We start from the raw sequence: 23,466 nt of genomic DNA on the forward strand, positions 1-23,466 counted from the left end.
CCAAAAAAAATCCCAGCTTAAGCCGGGATTTAATTAATAAGGCGTGTTACTGCTTACTTAACACGGCTCACGTATTCACCATTACGAGTGTCTACTTTAATTACTTCGCCAATTTGTACGAATAATGGAACACGTACTACAGCACCTGTGCTAAGCGTTGCTGGTTTACCACCTGTGCCCGCTGTATCACCTTTAAGGCCCGGATCAGTTTCAGTGATCTCAAGCTCAACAAAGTTTGGTGGAGTTACAGCAATTGGGCTGCCGTTCCATAATGTAATAGTACATACATCGTTTTCAACTAACCATTTGCCAGCATCGCCCAGTGCTTTTTCGTCAGCTGCGATTTGTTCAAATGTTTCATTGTTCATGAAATGCCAAAATTCACCGTCTGTATATAGGTACGCTAAATCGGTATCCATTACATCAGCACCTTCAACCGATTCACCCGATTTAAAGGTTTTTTCAAGTACCTTGCCAGAGATAAGCTTACGGATACGAACACGGTTAAACGCTTGGCCTTTACCCGGTTTTACCATTTCATTTTCTAAGATACTGCAAGGTTCGCCGTCCATCATAATTTTTAGGCCGCCCTTGAACTCGTTGGTGCTATAATTCGCCATCGTTTCCTCTATTTATATTTTTCGAGTAATCTACGTGCCAATGATACAAAGAAATGAAGCAAATTTGCATAAAAACTGGCAAAAAGAATTAGCAAATGTAGTTACCTGCCCAAAAGTGTTGTTAGAAATGGTTGGTTTATCGAGCCAAGTCCATGAAAACGACATAAAAGCTCGTAGCTTGTTTCCTGTTCGTGTGCCATTGCCTTTTATAAAAAAAATTCGTCATGGCGATGCAAATGATCCTTTATTGCTGCAAGTTATGCCTCGCCATCAAGAATTTTTAACTAAGTCGGGGTTTAATAAAGATCCGCTACTTGAGCAAGATAACAATCAACCAGGTCTGTTACATAAATATAAATCACGTGTTTTAGTCATGTTTAAAACTGGTTGTGCGGTAAATTGCCGCTACTGCTTTAGACGCCATTTCCCTTATCAAGAAAACCAGTTAAATAAACGCAGCCTAATTGATGCATTGAGCTATATACAAGCTGATAAAAATATTAACGAAGTGATTTTAAGTGGTGGCGATCCACTAATGGCCAAAGACGATGCTATTAGTTGGTTTTTAGATGAGCTTGAGCAAATACCACAAATAAAACGGATGCGCATACACAGCCGCTTACCTGTTGTGATCCCTGCACGCATTACTGAACAATTATGTGAAAGATTAGCAAAGTCACCACTAAAAATTATATTCGTGAATCATATTAACCATGCTAACGAAATAGATAGTGACTTTAAAAACGCCATGAACATGCTAAAACAAGCCAATGTACTGTTATTAAATCAGGCGGTTATTTTAAAAGACGTGAACGATACAGTTGATGCGCAAATAAACTTAAGTGAAGCGTTGTTTGATGCAAATGTATTGCCTTATTACTTACACTTACTAGATAAAGTAGAAGGCGCAAGTCATTTTGATATAGATGAGGCACAAGCCATAAAAATAATGGCAGAGCTTTTAGAGGCCCTGCCAGGATTTTTAGTGCCTAAACTAGTAAGAGAAATAGGAGGCCAAAAAAGTAAAACCCCTATTGACCTCAAATTGGTTTAAACATAAACGTTTACATTATTCCCAAGTGTTGCAGTAACCGACTTAGCCGGTGTTTGTGCACTTGAGGTTTGTGTAGCACCTTCAATAAGCGCAAGTGCAGCGGCGCCATCAGCTTGCTGTTGCTTTTTAGATAAAGCAGCAGTTAAAACCTCTGCGCCTTGGCCTGCACCAGGGATTGTAGGTAGATTTCCACCTGATATATTCATAACTCACACCTGACATTTAAATGTAATACACGTATTATAGTCGTTGAATTGGTAAATTACTTTACCAACCCACTTAAGTATTTATCGGCAACATTGCACTAAGCTTTAGGAAAACCATGGATTCTATAATTGAACAACTCAACGCCAACTTAAAAATTGTTTACCGTCAGGCGCTTGATGCTGATAAAAAACTCGATGAGTTACAACAGCAAGGCCACGGAAAATTTAAAGCCTTATTTGCCGAGGACGCTGGATTTAGCTTTGAAGCTAAACGCTTTAAGCCGTACGTTTTAGACGTTGCCGCTGATGTAGAAAGCTTATCAAGCGACGGTTTAGACGAGGAAAAGCTAAAACAAGCAGTTATTAAACTACAAAACTTATTAACCTTGTTAGCGACCTTTAAATAAAAATGAGCGACTGCTTTGCAAAGCGTCTACCAAAAGTAGATGCTTTGCATTATTAGCTTTAGCTTACTTGATACGCGGTAAAATTTGTTCACCAAACCACTCTGTTAATAAGCGTTTTTCGTAGTAAAATGCTTCATCTCGACCCATTTTAATTTTATCCATAAAACCCATATCTTTTAAGCTTACGTTATCTTCTTGTGCAACAACGCCACTTTCATCACTAAGCACATAATTAAATTCAATGCGTGGAAAGTGAATAGGTTTTACCACTCGGATTTCGTTAACACCGCCATAGCGTACGTCTCCGGCTAAATCTAAATCGGTGACTTCAATTTTTAAACTGTAGTTTTTAGGAAGTTGCTCGCTGAGCTTTGCAAAGTGTTCATCAATACTTTTGGCTATTTGCTTATGGTATGAGCCTTTAGTTTGGTTTGATGGGCGTACATCGCGATAATCATTAAAGTCATGCCATTTCACTTGAGCCTCACCCGCGCAAACAACACTCGGTAGTGCAATACACATCAACATTGCTATTTTTTTAACTAAGTTCATACGTTTCTCCAACGAGTATTTTGATCATTGTGATCAATTGAATATTTTACAAATCGCTATACATCACTTTAGCAATTACATATGAACTATAACTTAATCTTTACGCTGAGGTGTTATTAAAATTGCACAAAATGTAATCGAAAGTACGGTTTACGATCATACTATTACAAAGCAAATAAAATAATACATGTAAAAACTCATTATTTATGGTGAAATTAGGGTAATTGAACAGAGGTTTCCAAGGAGCATTCATGGCAATTTTAGTAACCGGTGGCGCAGGCTATATTGGCTCACACACCGTTTTAGAACTTTTACAGCAAGGCAGCGACGTTATCGTTATCGATAACTTAAGTAACTCCTCTGAAGAGTCACTTGAGAGAGTGAAAAAAATAACCGGTAAAGCAATTACTTTTTATCAAGGTGATATTTTAGATAAATCCTTTTTAGACTCAGTATTTGCAAAACATAACATTGATAGTGTAATTCATTTTGCAGGTTTAAAAGCGGTTGGTGAGTCGGTAGCCAAACCAATCGCGTATTATCAAAATAACGTACAAGGCACATTAACACTAGTTGATGCTATGCGTGACGCGGGTGTGTTTAAACTGGTATTTAGCTCATCTGCAACAGTTTATGGTGACCCTGCAAGCTTACCAATACGCGAAGACTTCCCCGTTGGCGGTACAACCAACCCATATGGTACGTCTAAACTAATGGTTGAAATGATGCTGCAAGATATCGCTAAATCAGATGAGCGCTTTGCGTTTGCTATTTTGCGCTACTTTAATCCTGTTGGTGCACATGAGTCAGGTTTAATTGGTGAAGATCCTAATGGCATTCCTAATAATTTACTGCCTTTCATTTCACAAGTTGCGGTTGGTAAATTAAAGCAGCTCGCTATATTTGGCGATGATTACGACACGGTAGATGGTACTGGCGTTCGCGATTACATTCACGTTGTAGATTTAGCCTTAGGGCATTTAAAAGCGCTTGATAAAATAGCCGCAGAAACCGGCGCACTTATTTATAACCTTGGTACCGGTAACGGCTATTCAGTATTACAAATGGTCAATGCGTTTATTAAGGCTAGCGACCAATCTATCCCTTATGCGGTGTCACCTCGTCGCCCTGGTGATATTGCAGCCTGTTATGCTGCGCCAGAAAAAGCGCTTAGTGAACTAGGCTGGCAAGCCGAGCGCGGCATTGATGTTATGATGCAAGATACATGGCGCTGGCAATCAAATAATCCAAATGGATATAAGTCATAAAGGCTTCTTTAAGTTATCAGCTTAAAATTAAAACACCGCATTTAAATTAAATGCGGTGTTTTAATGTTGTACTTACCAATTTTGCATTTCTACAATCCGTGACTGGGTTCGCGCATATTCAAAGCTTAATTTTTTACCTTGGTATAACTCGTTTATGTCGGCCTGAGCGTTAATCACCAGTAATTTGTGGCAATCATAAAACTCATCGACTAAGGCAATAAAACGCCGAGCTTCATCATCGAGTGTATGCTCATCTAACTGCTGCTTTTCGCGCTGATAGCTATCTTCTATACCATGCACAATAACTTTACCAGTTGCCTCTTTTCCCATTATTGGCACATTCGCGATGTATACTACCGAAAACTGTTCTGCTAAAAACATATAGTCATTGGCGCTACGAGGGCCTGAGCACAATGCCATAAAATCAATCAGTAAAGCATCGTCAGTTTTTAATAAATAAGGAAGCACTCGGCCATGCACAGTTATTGTATTATTACGCATTGCTTGAGAATGTGCGGATAAAAACCCAGCCTCAAATTCAGCATCGGGCAAGTTAATAAAATAATGACGACTACTTCTGCCGTATCTAAAGCGGTGATCTTCCTCCCCCGCTACGTTAATTACACGACAATGTTCATTTATTAAATCGATAGTTGGTAAAAATCGCGCGCGTTGCAGACCGTTGTAATAAAGTTGCTCCGGTTTTGCGTTAGAGGTTGCTACTAGCACCACGCCTTGTTCAAATAAAGCGTTAAATAACCGAGCCATGATCATGGCGTCACCAATATCACTAACAAAAAACTCATCAAAGCACAGCACTTTTATCTTTTTGGCCCACTGTTTAGCAATTATTTGCAGCGGATTTTTATCCCCTTGTAACTTGGCCAATTGAGCATGAACTTTTTCGATAAAATGATGAAAGTGCAGGCGCTGCTTTTTCTCTGTGGGTAAGTTTTCATAAAATAAGTCCATCAACATAGATTTACCTCGACCAACCGGGCCATATAAATATATTCCCCTTATTGAAGGTGCTTTTTGCCACCAGCTTGCAGGCTGATTTAATTGCTCACTTAAAGACTGTAACGCACTCACGGCTTGGTGTTGCGCCGCATCGAAATCAAGCTCTCCTGATGAAACCTTGCTATGGTACAGGCTTAAAATTTCTGTACTGGGCTCTGTCATGGTATTTCACTATCCGCTATACTCGCGGCCATTGTAGCCGACTAAAAATGTGAACAACATGAAATTTCCTTGCCGTTTAGATAAATTTATTAGCCATTTAGCAGAGTTACCACGCTCAAAAGCCCGTGCAGCAATAAAAAGCCAAGCGGCTAGCGTTAATGGCGAGGTGATCACGGCATTCGACTTTCAAGTTACTCAGCAAGATGACGTGTTATTTCATGATCAGCCATTAGTGTTTTTAGGTAAACGCTACTTTATGCTCAATAAGCCGGTAGGTTATGTATGCGCTAATTCAGATGAGTTACACAAAACCGTATTTGATTTGCTTGATGAGCCAAACATGGCCGACTTTCACATTGCCGGGCGTTTAGACATAGACACCACAGGCCTAGTGCTTATTACTAATGATGGCGACTGGTCACACAAAATTACCTCGCCTAAAAAGAATAAATTTAAAACTTACCTAGTCGAAACCCAAGAGCCGATTACCGATGATGCACTGCAGCAATTACGCGACGGTGTGCAGCTTCACAATGAAAAAGATTTAACTCGCCCTGCTATTGCTGAACGCTTGGGGAATTATGGTTTACGTTTGTCGATTTCTGAGGGGAAGTACCATCAAGTGAAACGCATGCTAGCAGCGGTAGATAACAAAGTAGTTGAACTACATCGTGAACAAATTGCGGGTATAAAGTTAGGTGAAGATTTGGCTGCAGGTGAATACCGCCCATTAACTGCCGCAGAGATAAAACTGTGAGGTTGTTTAGGTGTTAGGAAATGGTTCACGAGGTTCGGGCTGTTCACCTGCCGCTCTAGGCTCGATGCTCGTTGCCTTCTATAATCTTGCCTAATCTCTGTTCTTACGATTTAATCTGCACTAAATCAAAGTCTGTCATCCCAGGTACAATCGCTTGCAGCCGAGACTCAGTAATATCTAGAGAGTTTAAACATTCACAATATTCAGAGGCTTTAAGTTCTAATTGATGGGCTTTTTTCTGTAACGACTTATCGATTTCTTTGGTGATGATATCCATGCGCTGCCCCATGTCGTTCATGCGATCTTCTATATTGCCTTCTCGAGATTTAAACGCATCCCCAAGCGACATTAAAATAGCACCCAAAGAGCCATGTACTGCGGAGTGTATTTTTTGACTAATTTCTTTAGTAAAAAAATCATCAATTTGGGAAAGCGATTGAGGAGCTATAAAAAAGAAATCGTCGCCACGTTTAAACTTATCCATAAGTGCGCGTTCTACATATTGTAATTGCGTTTTTAGCACTTCGGGTTCTTTATCTGACATGCCCTCAACAACATGCTCAATAGCACTGAGTCCTAGGTTAACGCCATCGGTCGCTAAATCGACCAACTCAGGAACTGTTTGACGAATACCATTGCTAAATTGTTCTAGCACTTTGCTTTCGTCGGTGCTTAAGTCAACCCAGTAGCCTCGAATAAACAATTGATTATTATTGTTAATTTGCACCCTGGTTTGGCCTTTATCAACAATACGGATCACATCATCGGTAATAATTAAACCATGACGAAGTTCAACATCACATTGTTTTTGTGCGATTGCATTGGAGCTTAAAAGTGCCATTGATAACGCCAATATCGAACGAGATAAAAACGCCATAAACACCTCAAAAAGACTAAAATAGGGGGTGGCTAGATTAACAAAAAACCAACTTTATGCAAGCAAAAGTAACAGCCTAAAAACAAGGCACCATGAAACGTAACGTTTACACAGCGCCTTTATTCTCTGGCTTGTACTATTAAATAGGTGAGCCTGGTGGTATTGGCAGGGCTTTAAAATTGTCAGGCCACTGCCCTGTTGTTAAAAACTGATTAATTTGCGACGCTAAATAATTTTTAAATGCACTGTCACCCACTTCAGGATGGCCTAGCAAAGAGTGCTGATTAAACTCATCAGCAAGCTTGCTTAAATAGAAATGTAGTTGCGCTTGCACTTCAGGGCTTAAACCGTCGTTAGCCACAAGATCAGCCATGGTTTTTGCCGTTAAGTACTGTACTCGCTGTGTTACTTTTCCTGTCATGGTGGCAGGTGCTGATACATTAAACACCTGTTTGTTTAACTGTTTAAGTAGCTCATCTAGACTATAAAAGCGGTTATCTCGTGCTTGTTGCTGCGCTAATCGATTTAATCGTTGAGTATTAAGTAATAGCGATAGGCTATGCTGCGCTGCCACTTCAGGTAATGCAAGTGCATCCATAGTTAAGCCGGTACGACCCACTATACTTTCTCGTGATTTAGACTCGCCATACGCCTTTGGTACAATCAAAGACAGTATCGACTCTGGTAGCGTTAAATTACTTGCTTTTAGGGTGGCTAAAATAGCATTAACGGCTTGTTGCTGAGCCTCTTTAGTTACAACTTGGGCGCCTTTAACGGGTGCGTCACTACGAATTTCATAGTCATAATCAACGCCCGCAATAAGCTTTGCAACCGCTTCAACTTGATAACGGTGGAACAAGTAAAGTGGCACTAGCTTTTCTTCTAACTGCGACAGTGCAACCCCAGTTTTTATATTGTTAATACCAAACTGCCCGAGCGCCTGCTTTCGCACATCAAGTACTCTAAGTAATTCTTCACTTGGATTACTGCCATTATCCCAAAGATGCGCTGTAGGGTGAGCCCCACCTTTGGCACGGGCATCACTGTCAGAAATAAACGCTAAACCTTGTGCTTTATTTTGCTGCAAAATAGCAGCGAGTGCTTCGCTTTCATCTTGGCCGGTAAAATCACTGTAGCCATATTTAATCACTTGCGTATCCCATGCGCCCATGCCTTTAGCATAACCTTGAGATACATCTAACTGACCATTATCTGCAAAGCTCAATAACGGATGCGGATAATCCATCACCGAAGCTCGATTATTTACTGACGCAGCAAAGTTGTGCGCAATACCTAGTGTATGACCAATTTCATGAGCACTGAGTTGACGAATACGATCAAGTGCCATTGCATGTAAAGTACCTGCCACTTCATTGCCTTTTAAATAAGGCGCAGCGAGTGATTCAGCAATAAGGATATCTTGACGCACTCGCAGCGACCCTAGTGTCACATGGCCTTTAATAATTTCGCCTGTACGTGGGTCTATAATTGAACTGCCATAAGACCAACCTCGGGTTGCACGATGCACCCATTGAATAACGTTGTAGCGCACATCCATAGGATCTGCATTACTTGGTAGTACTTTAACTTTAAAGGCATTTTTATAGCCTGCTGCATTAAAAGCGTCATTCCACCATTGCCCGCCATCTAATAAAGCCGTTTTTACTGGTTCAGGTACCCCGGGATCTAAGTAATAAACAATAGGCTCTACTGGCTCACTAACTGCTAGGCTTGGATCTTTTTTTGCTAAACGATGACGCGGAATGTAACGCACGTACATAGACTCATCGAGCCCTGCTGCATAATTTTTATGCTCCACACTCCAATAACCCGATTGCGGGCTAAATTTACGAGGAGTGTAATTATCATCAGGCAATTGAATAAGTGAATGGTGCATGTGCACACTCAAAGTGTAAGGATCAGCACTCACTTGGCGAACGTATTTACCTGGTTTAGACCCTTTAAAGGTGAGAATTGCTTCAAGTTCAGTATTTTTCAAAAATGCTTTTGAGCGATTCATAAATACCGCACTGCGTGACTCATCAAGGCTAAACTGCCCTTGCTTGCGCGCAGCTAAAGTACGGCTTACGCCATGTACGTCACTCAGTAAATAAGGGGTGTAATCTATTAATGCAGCATTGTCATCTTGAGCGACAACTTTAAAACCCGCCAAAATGCTGGATGCAAACGCTTCTTTAACGCTTTGCTGCTCTGCTATATTACTCGTGTTTGCACGGTAGTAAGTATTTACGGCACGTAACATCACCTTGTTGCCAAAGCGCTCAAACTGTACCAAATAGGTACCGCCTAATTGGCCTCTATCTAAACCTATATCGTTAGAGCCAACGCCATAAGGCAAGCTATGCTGTAGTAAAAATTGTTGCTCAAGTTTATCAACTTTTAAATACACATTGCCGTTTTGGGTATCGTAAAAGAAAGAAAAATAACCAGGGAAATGGTTCATTTTTTCAGTAAATTCGTCAATAGACTTAATTGCTGCGTGCGCTTGAGTTATCATACAGAGCAGCACAGTAAAGAGTATGTAACTTAATCGTGATATTTTTTGCATAATCTTATCTTTGTTATTAGCGTTTTAAATGCGATGTAGGTACCCCATTATAGGGGGTTATTTATACAATACAGTTATTTAAGACGAATTTCAGCGCTCTAAACTAATCTCTCTCACATTATGATTAGTTTTAACACGTTATCAGGAAAAAAGAATGCGTAGACTCCCACCAGTATTACTAGAAGATGGCTGTTCAAGAGAACTTTTGTCGTTAATTCGTACTATTTTAGCGGCATGTAAAGAAATTTCATTTCGCGTCGGTCAAGGTGAATTATCGGGCGTATTAGGCTCAACCCTCGATGAAAATATTCAAGGCGAAACACAAAAGAAACTCGATGTACTGTCTAATCAGTTATTAAAAGATATATTGCTGGAGTCAGGCACAGTTAAAGCGATTGCCTCTGAAGAAGAAGATTATACTGTTGCCGGTAACCCAGATGCCGAGTACATTGTTGCATTTGATCCACTTGATGGCTCGTCAAATACCGATATTAACTCACTTGTAGGTACTATTTTTTCTATTATGAAAGCACCTGTGGGCTCAGATGCTGCTGATGAAAAGATTTTTATGCAACCTGGGCATCAACAAGTGGCTGCAGGTTACGTACTGTATGGCCCATCAACTATGCTTGCGCTAACAACGGGTAAAGGTACACGCATGTTTACCTTAGATAAAACCCAAGGTAGCTTTTTACTTACTCAAGATTTTGCCGCTATTCCTGCTAAAACTAATGAATTTGCAATTAACGCCTCTAACCAGCGCCACTGGGAACCAGCGATGCAAAACTACATTAATGACTTACTTGCCGGAGATACAGGCCCTCGCGCTCAAAACTTCAATATGCGTTGGATTGCTGCAATGGTTGGCGATGTTCATCGTGTACTTAGCCGTGGTGGTTTATTTACTTACCCAACTGACACTAAAGATCCTAATAAACCTAATAAACTACGTTTACTATATGAAGCAAATCCAATGGCAATGCTAGTAGAGCAAGCAGGTGGTATTGCTTCAACAGGCACTGAGCGTATTATGGATATTCAGCCTGATGCTATCCATCAGCGAGTTGCGGTTATTTTAGGCTCTAAAGACGAAGTAGAAACTTGCTTGAGCTATCATAAGTAAACTAGTTGTCAGTTGTCAGTTGTCAGTTGTCAGTTGTCAGTTGTCAGTTGTCAGAAAATATTAAGCCGCATAATACGGCTTAATATTATTTATTCGTTACATAAAACCACAGTAAGCTCGCAGCTAAAAGCTTTGAGTTAGCCTAAATCTAGCCCTTTAATAATGCTAATAATTGTTCAAGCTTTTTGTGGCTAAGCTCGCCCATTTGTTCGCTATTGCTCAGCGCGTAAATAACGCCTTCATGCTCAGCGCAATTTATGTCATCTCGCGACTCAATAACATTTGCCCACAGCGGTAAATCGTCAATATCAATTTCTTTATTGAAACAACGCGTAAGTACATTAATTAGTACAGGCTTTGTGAGTGTGTACAGGTAGGTTTTATTGCTTGCTGCGGTTGAAACAATCACACTAATGGCACTATCTCTTTGCTCGCCAAATGTAATAAATTCAGCCAATGCTTTTTGTATATTCATAATGTTTGTTATTCTTGCTGCTCTACTGTTAATAAGACCTAAAATGACCCAGATAAACTGCAGCCAATGTAATACAACGCTTAACTGTAATGTTAATGATATAACCGCATGTTGGTGTTATCAGTTACCTGCTATTTTACCACTCGATGATACAGCAACCAGCTGCTTATGCCGCTTATGTACTCTTGCTAAAATAAATAGCTATTTAGAGACTATATACACTCAACCAATAAAAGCTCAAATCGCTTTTGCTAAACAATTTAGAAGCCATGATAACTTAATTGAAGGGTTAGATTACACCATGCAGAATAATTACATGGTGTTTAGTAAGTGGTATTTTTTAAAACGTGGTACTTGCTGCAAAAACGGGTGTAAAAATTGTCCCTATAGTTAAATTAGCCACCCACAGCAATAGGCAGTGAGCTATCAGCGCCCCACTCACTCCACGAACCGTCGTAAACACTTAAATTATTATATCCGCATTCATCAGCGAACAATGCAAGCGCACAGGCAGTAACACCCGAACCGCAGCTAAACTGTATCTGAGTTGCATTACCGACTAATTCACTAAACTGTGTTTGTATAAAGTCGAGTGATTTTGCCTCGCCATTTTCTAATAAACTACTTAAAGGTAGCGAGTAGCTATTAATAATGTGGCCGCTGCGCATACCCGCTCTTGGCTCTTTATTTTTACCCGTAAAGCGCTCATAAGCACGCGCATCTAAAATAACTGTATTGGCATCCTTAGTAGCACTTAGCACCTGTTTTTTATCAATAAAGTAACCAGGCTGGTAATGAGCAATAAAGTCGCCTTTTAGTGATGCTTGCGTATAGTTTGACTCAACCGCAAGCCCAAGTTCAAGCCACTTGGCTAAACCACCACCGAGCACTTTTACGTTATTAAACCCCATGGCTTTAAACATCCACCAGGCTCTAGCTGCACTGAATAACCCCGCATCCTCATAAATCAGCACCAATGAGTCGTGATTAACGCCTGCTTTTTGCATCACCTGAGTAAATTGCTCTGCACTACACAAAGTATTGGGTAATGGATTTGAGGTATCTGCGAGTTCTTTTTTGATATCAAACCGTTGTGCTTTGGGTAGCATAGCAACGGGCGAGTACTCCCCTGCAGCAGAGGGGCGTAGCATACCTGCATCAAAAATAACTAAGTTAGTTTGCTCTAAACGCGCATGTAACCATTTTGCACTGACTATGTTTTTCATCGTCTTGCCAAATTTAAGGAAATGAAATAGCTATATATTATTACAGCCTGTTTATAAACAGAATTTAGACTGGTTACAAATTATAATAATGCTAAAATAGCTGCTTTGAGGTTTCTAAATAAAATAAAATTATGCCAATCCCTTTTTACATTATCAATATGCAAGGCTGCGAAGACCGTTGGGAAACAACCCTAAAGCGACTTACCAGTCTACACTTAAATGCTGAACGTTTTGAAGCGACCATTGGCAAAAACCTTAGTGAACAAGAAATCCTCAAGTGGTATTGCCCGAAAAAAAATAAAAAAAGTTACAATCGCAACCTATCTGCAGGTGAAATTGGTTGCTATGTAAGCCATATGCGCCTTTGGCAAAAAATGGTCGATGAAAATATCGCTTATTGTGTTGTATTAGAGGATGACCTTTTCATTGAAGCTTCACTTAAAGATGTTGTTGATGCGGCGCTTAAATTAAAAAATTGGGATTTAATCAAGTTATCTGATAATCGAAACTTTCCATTTATTGACAGTACGCTATTAGAAAATAACCTAACAGTTGGCAACTATAAAAAAGCACCAAACGGCACTCAAGGCTACATCATTTCACTAAGCGGCGCTAAAAAACTACTGCAAAGAAAACCGTTTTTTAGACCGGTGGATGTCGATATGCAGTTTCACACTGAAGTAGGCCTAAATATGATAGGCATAAAACCCTATCCTGTTGCCGAAGATCGAAGCTTTATTAGTGAAATAACAAGCGCTAATGCAGGCTCTCATTCCAACCGCAGTACATTTATCAGAAATTTAATTCATAGATCGAGTATTCATAGGCAAAGACGATATAAAACTGCGGATCTTGCCAAAATTACAAGTGAGTAATACCCAGCATATTTTTACATGTATGCATTTGATTATAAAAATTAAATCTTAATAATTTCGCCACGCAATGGCGCCATTTTAGCTAAAATTTCATTTTGCACTGTATGTGGGATATTTTGCTCGTCCATTGCATTTATTAATAAATCGACAACGTGATTGAAGTCTTTTTCATTTATATTCATACCTGTATGAATCGCAACCATCGAGTCGCCTTTGTATTCACAAGGACCCTCAACCAGCGAACATAAATGACTAATAAACCCTTGTCGAAAATGGCTAATATTACTGTGTTCAAAGTAATGAAATACCTGCTTGTCATTACCTATTTGGGCAATAAAACTGTCAGTTAACTTTTCAAGCCCAGCTCGCTCGCCAAGTTGGTGATACAAAGAGGTATTAGGCTGAGCAACACATCCTGCAAGCAAGCTTAAACAATAAAAAATAAATACTCTAATTTTCATTACCAATACCCCGTTACGGATAAATACCAGCCGGTTTGTTTGTCAACACCAGCAATCCGCCCTAAGTCTAAATAGGCCGCCGTTACACTGACGTGTTTATTAGGCATCCACGCTATAAATAAGTCGCGCCAATCTTGTTCGCCTAAACCTAGGTTATTGGCTTTTTGTCGATACTCAATGCCAATAGCAAGTTCACGACTTACAAACACCGCACTACTTGCTTCTAGTAAAATATGGCTACCTTCATTAGCCCCTCCATATCCTAAAAGCCCTAACTGATTGGCTTTACTGTAACGGGTGGTCACATTCCAAAACCAGTTGTACCCAGCAAGTGCGCCCAAATGTAATTTACTAGCTGCTAGGTACACATCTGTACCACTGGTCTTTTTTGCGCCAACCAACTTTGCAACTGTGCCATCATCCAGTGATTTATGCTGTACACCCATGCTTAGCTGGGGCCACTTACTGTATACTATATCACCATATAAACGAATTTTTGCCCCAGAAATTGACTGCTCTATTTCTGTATTGAGCGCAGGCACATCAAACTGCTGCACTGCATAACTCAGTTCAACACGATTAAATAGGTTAAGCTGCACACCACAGGCATCTAGGCGGTAATCTGTTACATCAGCACGACTACAAAAGCCATTAACAGCCCATTCGTCCTCACTAGCATAACCTGCTAGCTGCGCCCAAGGAACTAACCCTCCTCCTGCACTGCCTTCAACTTGAGACACGCCCGGTGTTGCTAATAGTTTTCCCGTTGCAGCTACAGTTAGCGTACTGCAAAATAAGAGTGTCATGCTCAGTAAAAATTTAATGTACACCCTGATATTCCTCTAACCATTGTTCTAGTTGTTGTGCTTTTAAAGGACGACTCAAGTAGTAACCTTGTGCATGATCGCATTGCATTTCATGAAGCAATGATAAAGACGCTGCCGTTTCTACGCCCTCGGCCACCACTGAAAACCCAAGTTGGTGTCCAAGTGTGATTGACGAGCGCACTATGTATTGATCTTTTTGTGACTCATGCAAAGTTAAAATAAAGCATTTATCTAGCTTAAGCTCATCAATAGGTAACATTTTTAATCGCCCCAATGATGTTTGCCCGACACCGTAATCGTCTAGTGATATTTTAACACCGATAGTTTTTAAGTTCTCTAACGCTTTGATACCTTGAGCTTCATTTTCGATCATATCGCGCTCCGTCAACTCAATAGTGACAGAACTTGGGCTTACATGATATTTCTTTAAGGTCGCGACTAACAAATTATGAAATCCCGCATGCGCAATATCTTGGGCTGACACATTAATGGCTGCCTGTAAGTGAATCCCTTTTTTATACCAATCGGCTATTTGCGCAATAACTGTATCGACAACCCAGGCAGTTAGTTCCACAATTAACCCTGACTGCTCAGCTAAATCAATGAACACTTCAGGCGAAACCCAACTCCCATCATCACGTTGCCAACGAATAAGTGACTCAACCTTATCAATTTTCTGACTTTTAATATTCAACTTAGGCTGATAAGTCATAAACAGTTGCCCGTTATCATCATCAATCGCTTGTTTGAGCTCATCAAGCATGATTAAACGGTCTAAGTGCGCCTCATCTTCACCATCTTGGTAGTAATGTAAGCTTTGTTGGCTTGTTGTAGCCGCATCAACAGCAATGAGTACACGCCGCATTAAATCGTCCGCTTTAACGCCTTGTCCAGGGTACTGCACAATCCCAGCGTTAAAACGCAAACTTATTTTTAAGCTTTTAATCTGATAAGGTGCCTGTAATTGCTCAATCAAATCGGCTACAGCACATTTTACTTGGTCAGCCTCCACACTGGGGTAAACCGTTAAAAACTCATCACCGCCAATTCGTGCATGAAATCCACCAAGCTCATCAGAGAATTGACGAATACGGTTTGCCACCGCAATTAAACACTCATCTCCTACTTGCGGACCAAGCTTGTCGTTTATGTGTCTTAAGCCTTTTATATCAATAGCAACAAGCGTGTAGCATCTATCTTTAGTGAGCTGCTTTGCCAATAAATCTAACATAGCTGAACGGTTATAAAACCCTGTTAAGGTATCGTGATGTGCTTGAAAACTGATTTGCTGCTCACGCTTATTAATATCATTACCCATGTTATTAAAGGCGCTGACTAGCGTTGCTATTTCGCTGCTTTGTTTTTTACCTTCAAATTTAAAACGGTAGTCACCTTTGGCAAATTGCCTTGCGATAACCGCTAACTGTGTAAGTCCGCTGGTTAAGTTATTGGCAAGCAAACTACTGGTGATCACACCAAATAACATGGTTAACACGGCCAATGTAACTAGCGTTAGCAATAGTTGCTCAATATCTCGATAACTTGAGGTTAAATCAGCACTTAGTAGTAAGGTGACCGGGTGTGATTGCAAAGATGGTAAAGCTATTTGTTGATTTTCATAGGCCAAATATTCAGCAAAAAAACGAGCTGTAGTTTTATTTTCAAAGTATTCTATAGGTTGAAATTTTTCAGGTTGAGGTGCAAACGAGCTTGCTGCAAAACTATCTAATTGCGCAACAAAGCTAACCTCCATACCGGTTAAGCTTTTCAGCTCAGTAGTCACAGCCGATGTGATTTTGAACCCGACTAAACTGTAAGCGATGGTTCTGGGGGTTTTAACTGGCAATAATATTACTTGATAGAGCTGATTATTTAACACTACAAAGCTCGATTGTTCAGAATTATTTAATAATTCATCCATCAAGGGCTGTAGGTTATCTGCAAAATTTTGTGCATTCACATTAGCAGACACTAACCGCCCCGATAAATCGAGCAACAGCATTAAATCGGCATTGATCCGTTGGCTATGATTGTATAATACACTACTAATGGTGGCTGCATCGCGAGTAGCAACTGCCTGCTTAAAACCAAAATCAGCGGTTAACACCTTTGCAGCAGTTAATAGCAAGCTCTCTTTTGATTTTAAATATTGCTTATAAACGCTTTGCGCAACCGTTATATTTTGCTGTACTTTTTCTGCCTGAAACTTACTCGTAGACCACCAAAAACTCACTAAGCTGAGTAAAGTTGTAAGTAACACCAAGCCAACGCATAGCGTTGTTATACGGCTACGTAAATTATTGCCCATTACCTTCCCTAAATTGACTGCCAAAGGTGTTACGTGGTGCAGGCGTAGACGTATTTATAGTGATTGATACCGGGCTGGTTGATTTTATATCAAACATTTTTTTATTATCCAAAGTCGCTGTTTGCAGTGAGTGCCAGACACTGGCTTGCACAGGAAAAGAGTCAACTTGTAGATTTATTTGGCCTTGCTCGTTGCTGGTATACACATGATTACTATTAGCGACATAAATATAGCCCACCATAGAATCGTGGATATTGCAGCCTAGAACAACAACACCTTGATTATCAAACTTAATGGGATCTTCTGGCTGACCAGAATAGAGCTTTAATTGAAAGGGCTTTGCTTTTGAAAAAGAATATACATGGTGGCGAATATTATCGCTATTTGGAAAGTTAACGTACTGACCTTGGTGTACAATAAGTAGCTGTGGTGAAAACTGTTTATCAACTTGATCCATTACCGCCGTGGGTAAACTGCCCGTAGTTTTTGAGGAAGGTAAATGATTTATTTCTACGACAGCATTAGGCAATACTTGGTCATGCTGATCTTTAATAACCAAATTAATGGTATTGCCAAAGGCCGACACACTAAACAATGCACCCAGTACTAATAAATAACGACGTTTTGCAATAACTTGCATTGCTCGCTCTAACATAATCACACCTAAATATTCACTATAGGTTAAGTTAATTAGAGACGAGCACTAATTGCAAGAATTATAGCTCAGTTAGTTAAAATAAATACTTTTTTACTAGTAAAAATGAGCATTGCTATGCCTGTCTACTTACTTCGCTAATTAACGATTAACCCGTAGTCAGTATCTAAAATTGCAATCACTTCTTGGCGTGGATCATTGGGTATAACGATCTCTTTACCGATAATTTTGCTAGCGATACCCACATAAGTGTCAGACACTTCAAGCATTACTGACTCAGGTAAAATATAATCTTTTGCTAGCTGCTCACGCTCAGCCATACGGTCTTTATTTAATAACACATCACTCTCTGGTACGTTATTAATTAACAGCTGACGGAAGCCTTCCTTTGAGTTTTCAACAATTTTGCCATTCTTATAAGATGCTTCATCCCAAATACGCGATGAATCTGGTGTCCCTACTTCATCAATATAAATAAGTTGCTGCACACCATTTAAATCTTCTACATAACCAAATTCAAATTTAGTATCGACGAAAATTTGCCCTAGCTTAGCTAACTCACTACTGATTAACTCGAATCCTTCTACCAATAATTTTTCGTATTTGGTGACATCGTCAGTCGATTTAAAATTGAAAACATCTAAGTTGTTTGTAATATTTTCACGAGTAATGTTTACATCATCAACGGCAGGAATATCAGCAACCCCTTCTATAATACCTTTAGTAGAGGGAGTTATAAGTACGTGCTCAAGCTTTTGATTCGCTTTTAAGCCTTCAGGAAGTTGCAAACCACAAAAGTGTCTTTCGCCTTTGGCGTAGTCGCGCCACATACTGCCGGTAATATATTGACGAGCAATCGCTTCAACTTTAACTGTACTGGCTTTACGAACAATCCATACGTATGGATGAGGAATATCAACAATATGATTACCCGCCAAACCGGCTTCATTAAACATGTTAAACCAATGAGCAGCCACTGAGTTTAATGCAATCCCTTTACCAGGAACGCCATTTAGGCCATTTTCACCTTGCCATATGCAATCAAAAGCAGAAATTCTGTCTGAAATAACCATAATGGCTAATTCAGTATCGGCAGGAACGTTATAGCCTTTTTCATTTATTAAGCGTTTGCTATCTGCATCAGTTAACCAATAAACTGAACGCACTTTGCCACTGTGTACTTTACCTTTAGTACGAATGGGTAAGTCATCGTTTACGTCTAAAACTTTATAGCTAGTCATGCTATCTCCGGGGTTTGGCATGCTCAAAGAGCAAAGTATGGAATTGGGGTTAGGCGCTCTATAATAATCTAGGCAACCACAAAGCTCAATCTTAGGCTAAAAACAAATCATCTCAGAATATTTATCTAGCTGACGCATTGGGGTAAACTTGCATGATTACTTGCCCTAAGGAGCTAGCTTGAACTATTTAACTGCCACTAAGAATAAGAAATATTTAATGTATATTTCTCAAAATTATTCCTATGCTATTTTAAGGCCATTGCAAGCAGAAATATTAGCTCAAGGAGGGGAAGTTAAATGGTTCTTAGAGGGTGATGAAGTAGACCCTAAGTTTTTAAAACCAACTGAACATCGCCTTGAATCAGTCAAAAGTATAAAAGATTGGGAGCCAGATGCTGTTTTCATACCAGGCAATACTATTCCAAGCTTTATTCCAGGAAAAAAAGTAGCTGTATTTCATGGTTTTAATTCTGGAAAGCTAAACAGAAAAGGTAAAGAAGACCATTTCAATATTAGAGGTTGTTTTGATTTATATTGTACACAAGGACCTAATACGACTTTAAGGTTTCAAGAGCTTGCTAAAAAGCATGGCTTTTTCCAAGTTTCAGAAACTGGTTGGCCCACACTAGATCCTCTGTTTAATGATCATGCAAGTAATCCTTATTTAAGTAAAGACTCTCGCCCAACGGTGTTAATCTGTTCTACATTTTCAAAACGCTTATCTCTTGCACCTAAACTTTATGAACAAATAAAACACTTTAGTGAAAGCGGTAAATGGCGACTATTAGTTCAGTTTCATCCGAAAATGCCGCAAGAGTGGGTTAATAAATACCAAGCGTTAAGTAATGATAATCTAACCTTTGTTGAAACAGACAATGTTATTCCTTTATTACAATCTGCTGATGTAATGCTGTGCGATACTTCATCCATACTACTGATGTTTTTAGTACAACGAAAACCGGTTGTAACGTTTTGTAATAAAGCACCTGAAAAACACTTACTTGATATTACAGATAAAAATAACGTTGAAGCCGCAATAGACTATGCACTAACTTACCCAAAAGAACTTGTGGATAATATTGAAGCTTTTTGCCAAGAATTACACCCATACACAGATGGCAAGTCAAGCCAACGAGTACTTTGCGCAACCAATGAACTGTTGCATAGTGATGAAAAGCTCAAAGCTAAACCACTTAATCTTATTAGACAATTTAAAATGCGCAAAAGACTTAACTATTGGAGTTGGTAAGACGTTATGATCAACCTTGAGAATGTATCTTTTAAATGGCATAAAAAAGCAGCCAGCCCCACTCTCACTATTGAGCAACTCGCCATTGATGAAGGTGAACATGTTTTTTTACATGGGCCAAGCGGCAGTGGTAAATCTACCTTACTGGCACTACTGGCAGGCATTAATGTAACCACTAGCGGCCAACTTTGTGTTTTGAACCAAAATCTAAGTGCGCTTACCAATGCACAACGCGACGCATTTAGAGCGGATCATATTGGCTATATTTTCCAAAACTTTAATTTACTACCTTATTTAACCCCATTAGAAAATGTATGTTTAGGGTGCCAATTTTCGAAAAAGCGTCAGCAACACGTGCTCAACCAAATTGAGAGTTTAATCAAAGAAGCTGCCCGACTTCTCAATGCACTTGGGTTAGAGCCGCACCTTCATAATCAAAATGTTGCCACTTTAAGTATTGGGCAGCAACAGCGAGTTGCTGCAGCACGTGCATTTATAGGCAGCCCCGAACTTATCATTGCCGATGAGCCTACTTCAGCACTTGATACGCAAAATCGTGAAAGCTTTATTAAGCTGCTATTTGAACAAGCAAAAAAAAGTAACAGCACGCTTGTTTTTGTCAGTCACGATGAAACATTAAAGCCACTCTTTAGCCGCACAATCGACTTAGTAAATTTACAAGGTGGTGTATGATTTTATTTAAACTTGCCTATAAAAGTTTGCTAAATAGACGTGCCAGTGTATTACTGACATTGCTCACTATTGCGATTAGCGTCATGTTATTACTCAGTATTGAGCGCGTTCGCGTAGATGCTAAAAGTAGTTTTAGTAATACCATTTCGGGTACCGATTTAATTGTTGGCGCACGTACTGGCGATATTCAATTACTACTCTCCTCGGTGTTTAGAATTGGCCACACCAATAATGGTGTGAGTTGGCAAAGCTACCAATACATTACAAAACAACGCGGGGTTAAGTGGAGCATTCCTATCAGCCTTGGAGATAGCCATAAGGGCCAAGCAGTTTTAGGCACCACACTTGATTATTTTAAGCACTATCGATTTGCTAAAAAACAGCCCTTAGCATTTACACAAGGACAGGCTTTTTCTAGCATCAATGAAGTTGTTATAGGGAGTGAGGTTGCAAGTAAACTGGCCTATAAAATTGGTGATGAAATCGTTATTTCTCATGGTATGGGCAATACTAGCTTTCATCATCATGATGATAACCCCTTCAAAGTTGTTGGTATTTTAAAGCCTACTGGCACCCCTGTTGATAAAACCTTGCATGTGCCGCTGGCGGCAATTGAAATGATTCATGGTGGCGGCCATGATGATCATGACGATCATGACGATCATCATGATCACTCGAGTCACGCACTAGTTGGCCATCCAAAACAAATTACCGCCTTTTTAATGGGCTTCGACTCACCGCTTTATACGCTGCAAATTAGGCGTAACATAAACCAATTTAAGCCAGAGCCTTTATTAGCGATTATGCCTACAGTCACACTAAAAGAGCTTTGGGAAATGCTGGCAATAATAGAAAAGATCCTATTGCTATTTTCATTTGTGGTGGTCATTATTAGCTTGCTCGGCATGTTAACCACACTGCTGGCTAACCTTAATCAACGCCGCAGAGAACTGGCAATATTACGTTCTGTGGGCGCCCGCCCTTGGCAATTATTTTCACTGATCAGTATAGAATCACTGCTCACTACCTTTTTAGGTTGCTTAGTAGGCTGCACTCTATTTTATGCGCTTATGGGCACAACCGCGGGTTACTTACAAAGCCAAGCAGGAGTGAGCATTAATATCAGTATGCTCTCTGACTATGAACTCACTTTGATTGGCGTTATTATGGCTGCGGGATTCATTATTGGCTTGATCCCTGCTACACGCGCTTACTTTTATTCTCTTAGTGATGGTATGAGTATAAAAATATAAACTTTAGGATGATCATGACGTTGTTTAAAGTAACTACACACTCTTTAATGCTATTAAGTGCAGTGCTAATTAGCTTTGCTAGCATTGCAAATCCCCCGAAGGAAATTTTTTGGGAAGACTTGATCCCACAAGGGCATGTGCAAATAGATACCCAAGCACAAGCTAATCACGAAGGCAGTGAGCAAAACTGGGTGCAACCTGATTTGGACGCGCCGGTTGTTAAAACACTTGATGGGCAGTCTGTTAGCTTACCTGGGTTTGTTGTGCCACTTGAAGGTGACAGCGAACTTATTACCGAGTTTTTATTAGTCCCTTACTTTGGTGCCTGTATTCATGTGCCACCCCCACCGCCAAACCAGCTGGTTCATGTAACTATTAAAGGCGGTGTGCCTATCGATAGCTTATATGATGCGATTGTTGTAACGGGCGTTATTAAAACGCAAACTTGGTCTGGCGAAATAGCCCAAGTGGGTTATCAAATGCAAGCTGTCGGTGTTGCTCCCTTTGAGCTTTAATTCTTAAAATAAAACCCACTTTTAAAGTGGGTTTTATTTTGTTCTATCAACCACCCGTCCTTATATCTCGCTCAAGTTCAGACTGAGTTTTCACTGGATGACAAGTCGACTTCACCGTACTCTTATTGCTTTCATCTTCGTCAGAGCTAAAAATTGTGTAGCTATAGTCTGTTTCAACTTCACCACCTAAGCACTCATGCTCCGCAAATACTTCATTTCCATAACCGTCTGGCATTTCTTTTGACGCACACCCACTGAGGATCAGAAATGTTATTAAAATTGATATTACTTTCATATTAATCACCGTAAAAGGATATGTTATAAATTATAGTTCATACTCAAAATGCCATGAAGGAAGCTTGTTGAGTAATGGCAGAAGTGCTTTTTCTTTTCTTAAATCACGACGCTCTCTCTCCAATAGCTCTCGCTCTCGGCGTAACTCTTTATTTTGGCTACTTGACGGTTTATCACTCGCTAATTCATTACTAATAGATTGCAACCGCCAATTAATATTATTAAGTCGATCATCTATCTCAGCTTTCCTTGCTTCAAATTGATAACGCTCATTACCCTCTTGCCATGCTTTTCTAAACTGTGTGTCATTACAAACCCCGTTATACGCATCCCCTCGTAAGCCCAGGGTAAAGCCATTTTCAGGCTCACAAAAGGCTGCGAGCCCCTGCTTGTAACCAACCTTATAATCATCTAGTTTTGCAGTGATACCAAACTCACTACAAGCGGATATAATTTCTCTGCCATGTTCAAATGTATACCCTTGCTCGCCATGACTAAAGCCTAGGTTTGTCCAATTGGCCTGTATACATTCATCCTGAGACAAAGAAGAGCATCCTGATAGAGATAGTACAAATAAAATGAACATACATCGGCTAAACATGCTATTTCCTAAAGTGTTATAGACTATTCAAGTACCTATTTTAAGAGATATTCGTTTAAAGTGAATAGTAAAAATGTAACAAGCTATTCTAATTCCGTTGATGTTTAAAATTTACGACAACAACTTAACTCCTTCACCTCTAAAAATCACACGAGGCATACTTATGGTATTAAAAAGC

26 protein-coding genes are annotated in these 23,466 nt (G+C 39.8%); 11 read left to right on the forward strand and 15 right to left on the reverse strand.

Features of this window, described 5'->3' with window-relative positions:
- Positions 1–53: 53 nt before the first annotated feature.
- Positions 54–620, reverse strand: coding sequence for an elongation factor P (efp, locus tag AN392_RS06490; RefSeq protein WP_010390517.1), 567 nt, complete (start codon positions 618–620; stop codon positions 54–56).
- Positions 621–660: 40 nt separating this feature from the next.
- Here efp and epmB point away from each other — a divergent pair, with 40 nt between their 5' ends.
- Entirely contained in the window at positions 661–1,674 is a 1,014-nt protein-coding gene (gene epmB / locus AN392_RS06495) for an EF-P beta-lysylation protein EpmB (protein WP_055012292.1), read from the forward strand.
- Here epmB and AN392_RS06500 read toward each other — a convergent pair.
- Positions 1,671–1,880, reverse strand: a complete 210-nt coding sequence (locus AN392_RS06500) for a hypothetical protein (protein WP_013463951.1) — start codon at positions 1,878–1,880, stop codon at positions 1,671–1,673. The two genes, epmB and AN392_RS06500, sit on opposite strands and share 4 nt — an antisense overlap.
- A gap of 116 nt (positions 1,881–1,996) precedes the next feature.
- Between AN392_RS06500 and AN392_RS06505 the strand changes: the two genes are divergently transcribed.
- A complete protein-coding gene (locus AN392_RS06505; RefSeq protein WP_010390514.1) occupies positions 1,997–2,287 on the forward strand; it encodes a hypothetical protein in 291 nt (96 codons plus the stop codon).
- A 63-nt stretch (positions 2,288–2,350) separates the two neighbouring features.
- Here the strand turns inward: AN392_RS06505 and AN392_RS06510 are convergent, their stop codons facing one another.
- Entirely contained in the window at positions 2,351–2,839 is a 489-nt protein-coding gene (locus tag AN392_RS06510) for a DUF3016 domain-containing protein (protein ID WP_010390512.1), read from the reverse strand.
- A 251-nt stretch (positions 2,840–3,090) separates the two neighbouring features.
- Here AN392_RS06510 and galE point away from each other — a divergent pair, with 251 nt between their 5' ends.
- A complete protein-coding gene (gene galE / locus AN392_RS06515) occupies positions 3,091–4,107 on the forward strand; it encodes a UDP-glucose 4-epimerase GalE (RefSeq protein ID WP_055012238.1) in 1,017 nt (338 codons plus the stop codon).
- A 72-nt stretch (positions 4,108–4,179) separates the two neighbouring features.
- On the opposite strand, the gene zapE is transcribed toward galE, so the two are convergent.
- Positions 4,180–5,289, reverse strand: a complete 1,110-nt coding sequence (gene zapE, locus AN392_RS06520) for a cell division protein ZapE (RefSeq protein WP_055012239.1) — start codon at positions 5,287–5,289, stop codon at positions 4,180–4,182.
- Between the two features lie 58 nt (positions 5,290–5,347).
- Here zapE and rsuA point away from each other — a divergent pair, with 58 nt between their 5' ends.
- Positions 5,348–6,046: a 16S rRNA pseudouridine(516) synthase RsuA gene (gene rsuA, locus AN392_RS06525; RefSeq protein WP_010390509.1), complete on the forward strand. Its 699-nt coding sequence runs from the start codon at positions 5,348–5,350 to the stop codon at positions 6,044–6,046.
- 103 nt (positions 6,047–6,149) lie between these two features.
- On the opposite strand, the gene AN392_RS06530 is transcribed toward rsuA, so the two are convergent.
- Positions 6,150–6,923, reverse strand: coding sequence for a YggN family protein (locus tag AN392_RS06530; protein WP_010390508.1), 774 nt, complete (start codon positions 6,921–6,923; stop codon positions 6,150–6,152).
- A gap of 139 nt (positions 6,924–7,062) precedes the next feature.
- Entirely contained in the window at positions 7,063–9,492 is a 2,430-nt protein-coding gene (locus tag AN392_RS06535) for a zinc-dependent metalloprotease (protein ID WP_055012240.1), read from the reverse strand.
- Positions 9,493–9,646: 154 nt separating this feature from the next.
- Between AN392_RS06535 and AN392_RS06540 the strand changes: the two genes are divergently transcribed.
- Positions 9,647–10,615, forward strand: a complete 969-nt coding sequence (locus tag AN392_RS06540; protein ID WP_008115459.1) for a class 1 fructose-bisphosphatase — start codon at positions 9,647–9,649, stop codon at positions 10,613–10,615.
- Between the two features lie 148 nt (positions 10,616–10,763).
- Here the strand turns inward: AN392_RS06540 and AN392_RS06545 are convergent, their stop codons facing one another.
- The gene (locus AN392_RS06545) at positions 10,764–11,090 is read right to left on the reverse strand and encodes a hypothetical protein (protein WP_055012241.1); all 327 of its coding nucleotides are present in this window, start codon (positions 11,088–11,090) and stop codon (positions 10,764–10,766) included.
- Between the two features lie 43 nt (positions 11,091–11,133).
- Here AN392_RS06545 and AN392_RS06550 point away from each other — a divergent pair, with 43 nt between their 5' ends.
- Entirely contained in the window at positions 11,134–11,484 is a 351-nt protein-coding gene (locus tag AN392_RS06550; protein WP_055012293.1) for a DUF5522 domain-containing protein, read from the forward strand.
- A 1-nt stretch (position 11,485) separates the two neighbouring features.
- Here AN392_RS06550 and AN392_RS06555 read toward each other — a convergent pair whose 3' ends face one another.
- On the reverse strand, positions 11,486–12,316 hold the full coding sequence (locus AN392_RS06555) for a sulfurtransferase (RefSeq protein ID WP_055012242.1): 831 nt from the start codon (positions 12,314–12,316) through the stop codon (positions 11,486–11,488).
- A 131-nt stretch (positions 12,317–12,447) separates the two neighbouring features.
- On the opposite strand from AN392_RS06555, the gene AN392_RS06560 reads away from it, so the two are divergent.
- A complete protein-coding gene (locus AN392_RS06560) occupies positions 12,448–13,191 on the forward strand; it encodes a glycosyltransferase family 25 protein (RefSeq protein WP_054202514.1) in 744 nt (247 codons plus the stop codon).
- Between the two features lie 41 nt (positions 13,192–13,232).
- On the opposite strand, the gene AN392_RS06565 is transcribed toward AN392_RS06560, so the two are convergent.
- The 5 genes from AN392_RS06565 to AN392_RS06585 form a co-directional block, all read right to left on the reverse strand.
- The gene (locus AN392_RS06565; RefSeq protein ID WP_055012243.1) at positions 13,233–13,652 is read right to left on the reverse strand and encodes a group 1 truncated hemoglobin; all 420 of its coding nucleotides are present in this window, start codon (positions 13,650–13,652) and stop codon (positions 13,233–13,235) included.
- Entirely contained in the window at positions 13,652–14,458 is an 807-nt protein-coding gene (locus AN392_RS06570; protein WP_282454125.1) for a DUF3034 family protein, read from the reverse strand. Before AN392_RS06570 ends, AN392_RS06565 begins: the two co-directional genes overlap by 1 nt.
- Positions 14,459–14,471: 13 nt before the next feature.
- The gene (locus AN392_RS06575) at positions 14,472–16,787 is read right to left on the reverse strand and encodes an EAL domain-containing protein (protein WP_054202517.1); all 2,316 of its coding nucleotides are present in this window, start codon (positions 16,785–16,787) and stop codon (positions 14,472–14,474) included.
- Complete coding sequence (locus AN392_RS06580) at positions 16,777–17,442, reverse strand: methylamine utilization protein (RefSeq protein WP_055012244.1); 666 nt, start codon at positions 17,440–17,442, stop codon at positions 16,777–16,779. Before AN392_RS06580 ends, AN392_RS06575 begins: the two co-directional genes overlap by 11 nt.
- Positions 17,443–17,579: 137 nt before the next feature.
- The gene (locus AN392_RS06585) at positions 17,580–18,683 is read right to left on the reverse strand and encodes a phosphoribosylaminoimidazolesuccinocarboxamide synthase (protein WP_010390493.1); all 1,104 of its coding nucleotides are present in this window, start codon (positions 18,681–18,683) and stop codon (positions 17,580–17,582) included.
- A gap of 217 nt (positions 18,684–18,900) precedes the next feature.
- Here AN392_RS06585 and AN392_RS06590 point away from each other — a divergent pair, with 217 nt between their 5' ends.
- From AN392_RS06590 to AN392_RS06605, 4 genes are read left to right on the forward strand one after another with little or no spacing between them, the layout of a single operon-like run.
- Positions 18,901–19,932, forward strand: a complete 1,032-nt coding sequence (locus AN392_RS06590) for a CDP-glycerol glycerophosphotransferase family protein (RefSeq protein ID WP_055012245.1) — start codon at positions 18,901–18,903, stop codon at positions 19,930–19,932.
- 6 nt (positions 19,933–19,938) lie between these two features.
- Positions 19,939–20,625, forward strand: a complete 687-nt coding sequence (locus AN392_RS06595; RefSeq protein WP_055012246.1) for an ABC transporter ATP-binding protein — start codon at positions 19,939–19,941, stop codon at positions 20,623–20,625.
- Positions 20,622–21,878, forward strand: coding sequence for an ABC transporter permease (locus tag AN392_RS06600; RefSeq protein WP_055012247.1), 1,257 nt, complete (start codon positions 20,622–20,624; stop codon positions 21,876–21,878). Before AN392_RS06595 ends, AN392_RS06600 begins: the two co-directional genes overlap by 4 nt.
- A gap of 14 nt (positions 21,879–21,892) precedes the next feature.
- Positions 21,893–22,393, forward strand: a complete 501-nt coding sequence (locus AN392_RS06605) for a DUF3299 domain-containing protein (protein ID WP_055012248.1) — start codon at positions 21,893–21,895, stop codon at positions 22,391–22,393.
- A 46-nt stretch (positions 22,394–22,439) separates the two neighbouring features.
- Here AN392_RS06605 and AN392_RS06610 read toward each other — a convergent pair whose 3' ends face one another.
- Both AN392_RS06610 and AN392_RS06615 read right to left on the reverse strand, forming a co-directional pair.
- Positions 22,440–22,688 (reverse strand): hypothetical protein, encoded by a 249-nt coding sequence (locus AN392_RS06610; protein WP_010390486.1) that lies wholly within the window; start codon positions 22,686–22,688, stop codon positions 22,440–22,442.
- A gap of 30 nt (positions 22,689–22,718) precedes the next feature.
- On the reverse strand, positions 22,719–23,288 hold the full coding sequence (locus AN392_RS06615) for a DUF2799 domain-containing protein (RefSeq protein WP_082424791.1): 570 nt from the start codon (positions 23,286–23,288) through the stop codon (positions 22,719–22,721).
- Positions 23,289–23,466: the final 178 nt, after the last annotated feature.

Source organism: Pseudoalteromonas sp. P1-16-1b, from assembly GCF_001401785.1.
Classification (GTDB): Bacteria; Pseudomonadota; Gammaproteobacteria; order Enterobacterales; family Alteromonadaceae; genus Pseudoalteromonas; species Pseudoalteromonas undina.

Bases quoted from the DNA above. Each gene is read 5' to 3' on its own strand.
- efp (WP_010390517.1), bottom strand. From the start codon at position 620: ATGGCGAATTATAGCACCAACGAGTTCAAGGGCGGCCTAAAAATTATG.
- AN392_RS06600 (WP_055012247.1), top strand. From the start codon at position 20,622: ATGATTTTATTTAAACTTGCCTATAAAAGTTTGCTAAATAGACGTGCC.
- AN392_RS06590 (WP_055012245.1), top strand. From the start codon at position 18,901: ATGTATATTTCTCAAAATTATTCCTATGCTATTTTAAGGCCATTGCAA.
- AN392_RS06565 (WP_055012243.1), bottom strand. From the start codon at position 13,652: ATGAAAATTAGAGTATTTATTTTTTATTGTTTAAGCTTGCTTGCAGGA.
- AN392_RS06500 (WP_013463951.1), bottom strand. From the start codon at position 1,880: ATGAATATATCAGGTGGAAATCTACCTACAATCCCTGGTGCAGGCCAA.
- AN392_RS06575 (WP_054202517.1), bottom strand. From the start codon at position 16,787: ATGGGCAATAATTTACGTAGCCGTATAACAACGCTATGCGTTGGCTTG.
- rsuA (WP_010390509.1), top strand. From the start codon at position 5,348: ATGAAATTTCCTTGCCGTTTAGATAAATTTATTAGCCATTTAGCAGAG.
- AN392_RS06595 (WP_055012246.1), top strand. From the start codon at position 19,939: ATGATCAACCTTGAGAATGTATCTTTTAAATGGCATAAAAAAGCAGCC.
- galE (WP_055012238.1), top strand. From the start codon at position 3,091: ATGGCAATTTTAGTAACCGGTGGCGCAGGCTATATTGGCTCACACACC.
- AN392_RS06510 (WP_010390512.1), bottom strand. From the start codon at position 2,839: ATGAACTTAGTTAAAAAAATAGCAATGTTGATGTGTATTGCACTACCG.
- AN392_RS06550 (WP_055012293.1), top strand. From the start codon at position 11,134: ATGACCCAGATAAACTGCAGCCAATGTAATACAACGCTTAACTGTAAT.
- AN392_RS06615 (WP_082424791.1), bottom strand. From the start codon at position 23,288: ATGTTTAGCCGATGTATGTTCATTTTATTTGTACTATCTCTATCAGGA.
- AN392_RS06570 (WP_282454125.1), bottom strand. From the start codon at position 14,458: ATGACACTCTTATTTTGCAGTACGCTAACTGTAGCTGCAACGGGAAAA.
- AN392_RS06545 (WP_055012241.1), bottom strand. From the start codon at position 11,090: ATGAATATACAAAAAGCATTGGCTGAATTTATTACATTTGGCGAGCAA.
- AN392_RS06585 (WP_010390493.1), bottom strand. From the start codon at position 18,683: ATGACTAGCTATAAAGTTTTAGACGTAAACGATGACTTACCCATTCGT.
- epmB (WP_055012292.1), top strand. From the start codon at position 661: ATGATACAAAGAAATGAAGCAAATTTGCATAAAAACTGGCAAAAAGAA.
- AN392_RS06610 (WP_010390486.1), bottom strand. From the start codon at position 22,688: ATGAAAGTAATATCAATTTTAATAACATTTCTGATCCTCAGTGGGTGT.
- AN392_RS06605 (WP_055012248.1), top strand. From the start codon at position 21,893: ATGACGTTGTTTAAAGTAACTACACACTCTTTAATGCTATTAAGTGCA.
- zapE (WP_055012239.1), bottom strand. From the start codon at position 5,289: ATGACAGAGCCCAGTACAGAAATTTTAAGCCTGTACCATAGCAAGGTT.
- AN392_RS06540 (WP_008115459.1), top strand. From the start codon at position 9,647: ATGCGTAGACTCCCACCAGTATTACTAGAAGATGGCTGTTCAAGAGAA.
- AN392_RS06505 (WP_010390514.1), top strand. From the start codon at position 1,997: ATGGATTCTATAATTGAACAACTCAACGCCAACTTAAAAATTGTTTAC.
- AN392_RS06580 (WP_055012244.1), bottom strand. From the start codon at position 17,442: ATGTTAGAGCGAGCAATGCAAGTTATTGCAAAACGTCGTTATTTATTA.
- AN392_RS06530 (WP_010390508.1), bottom strand. From the start codon at position 6,923: ATGGCGTTTTTATCTCGTTCGATATTGGCGTTATCAATGGCACTTTTA.
- AN392_RS06535 (WP_055012240.1), bottom strand. From the start codon at position 9,492: ATGCAAAAAATATCACGATTAAGTTACATACTCTTTACTGTGCTGCTC.
- AN392_RS06555 (WP_055012242.1), bottom strand. From the start codon at position 12,316: ATGAAAAACATAGTCAGTGCAAAATGGTTACATGCGCGTTTAGAGCAA.
- AN392_RS06560 (WP_054202514.1), top strand. From the start codon at position 12,448: ATGCCAATCCCTTTTTACATTATCAATATGCAAGGCTGCGAAGACCGT.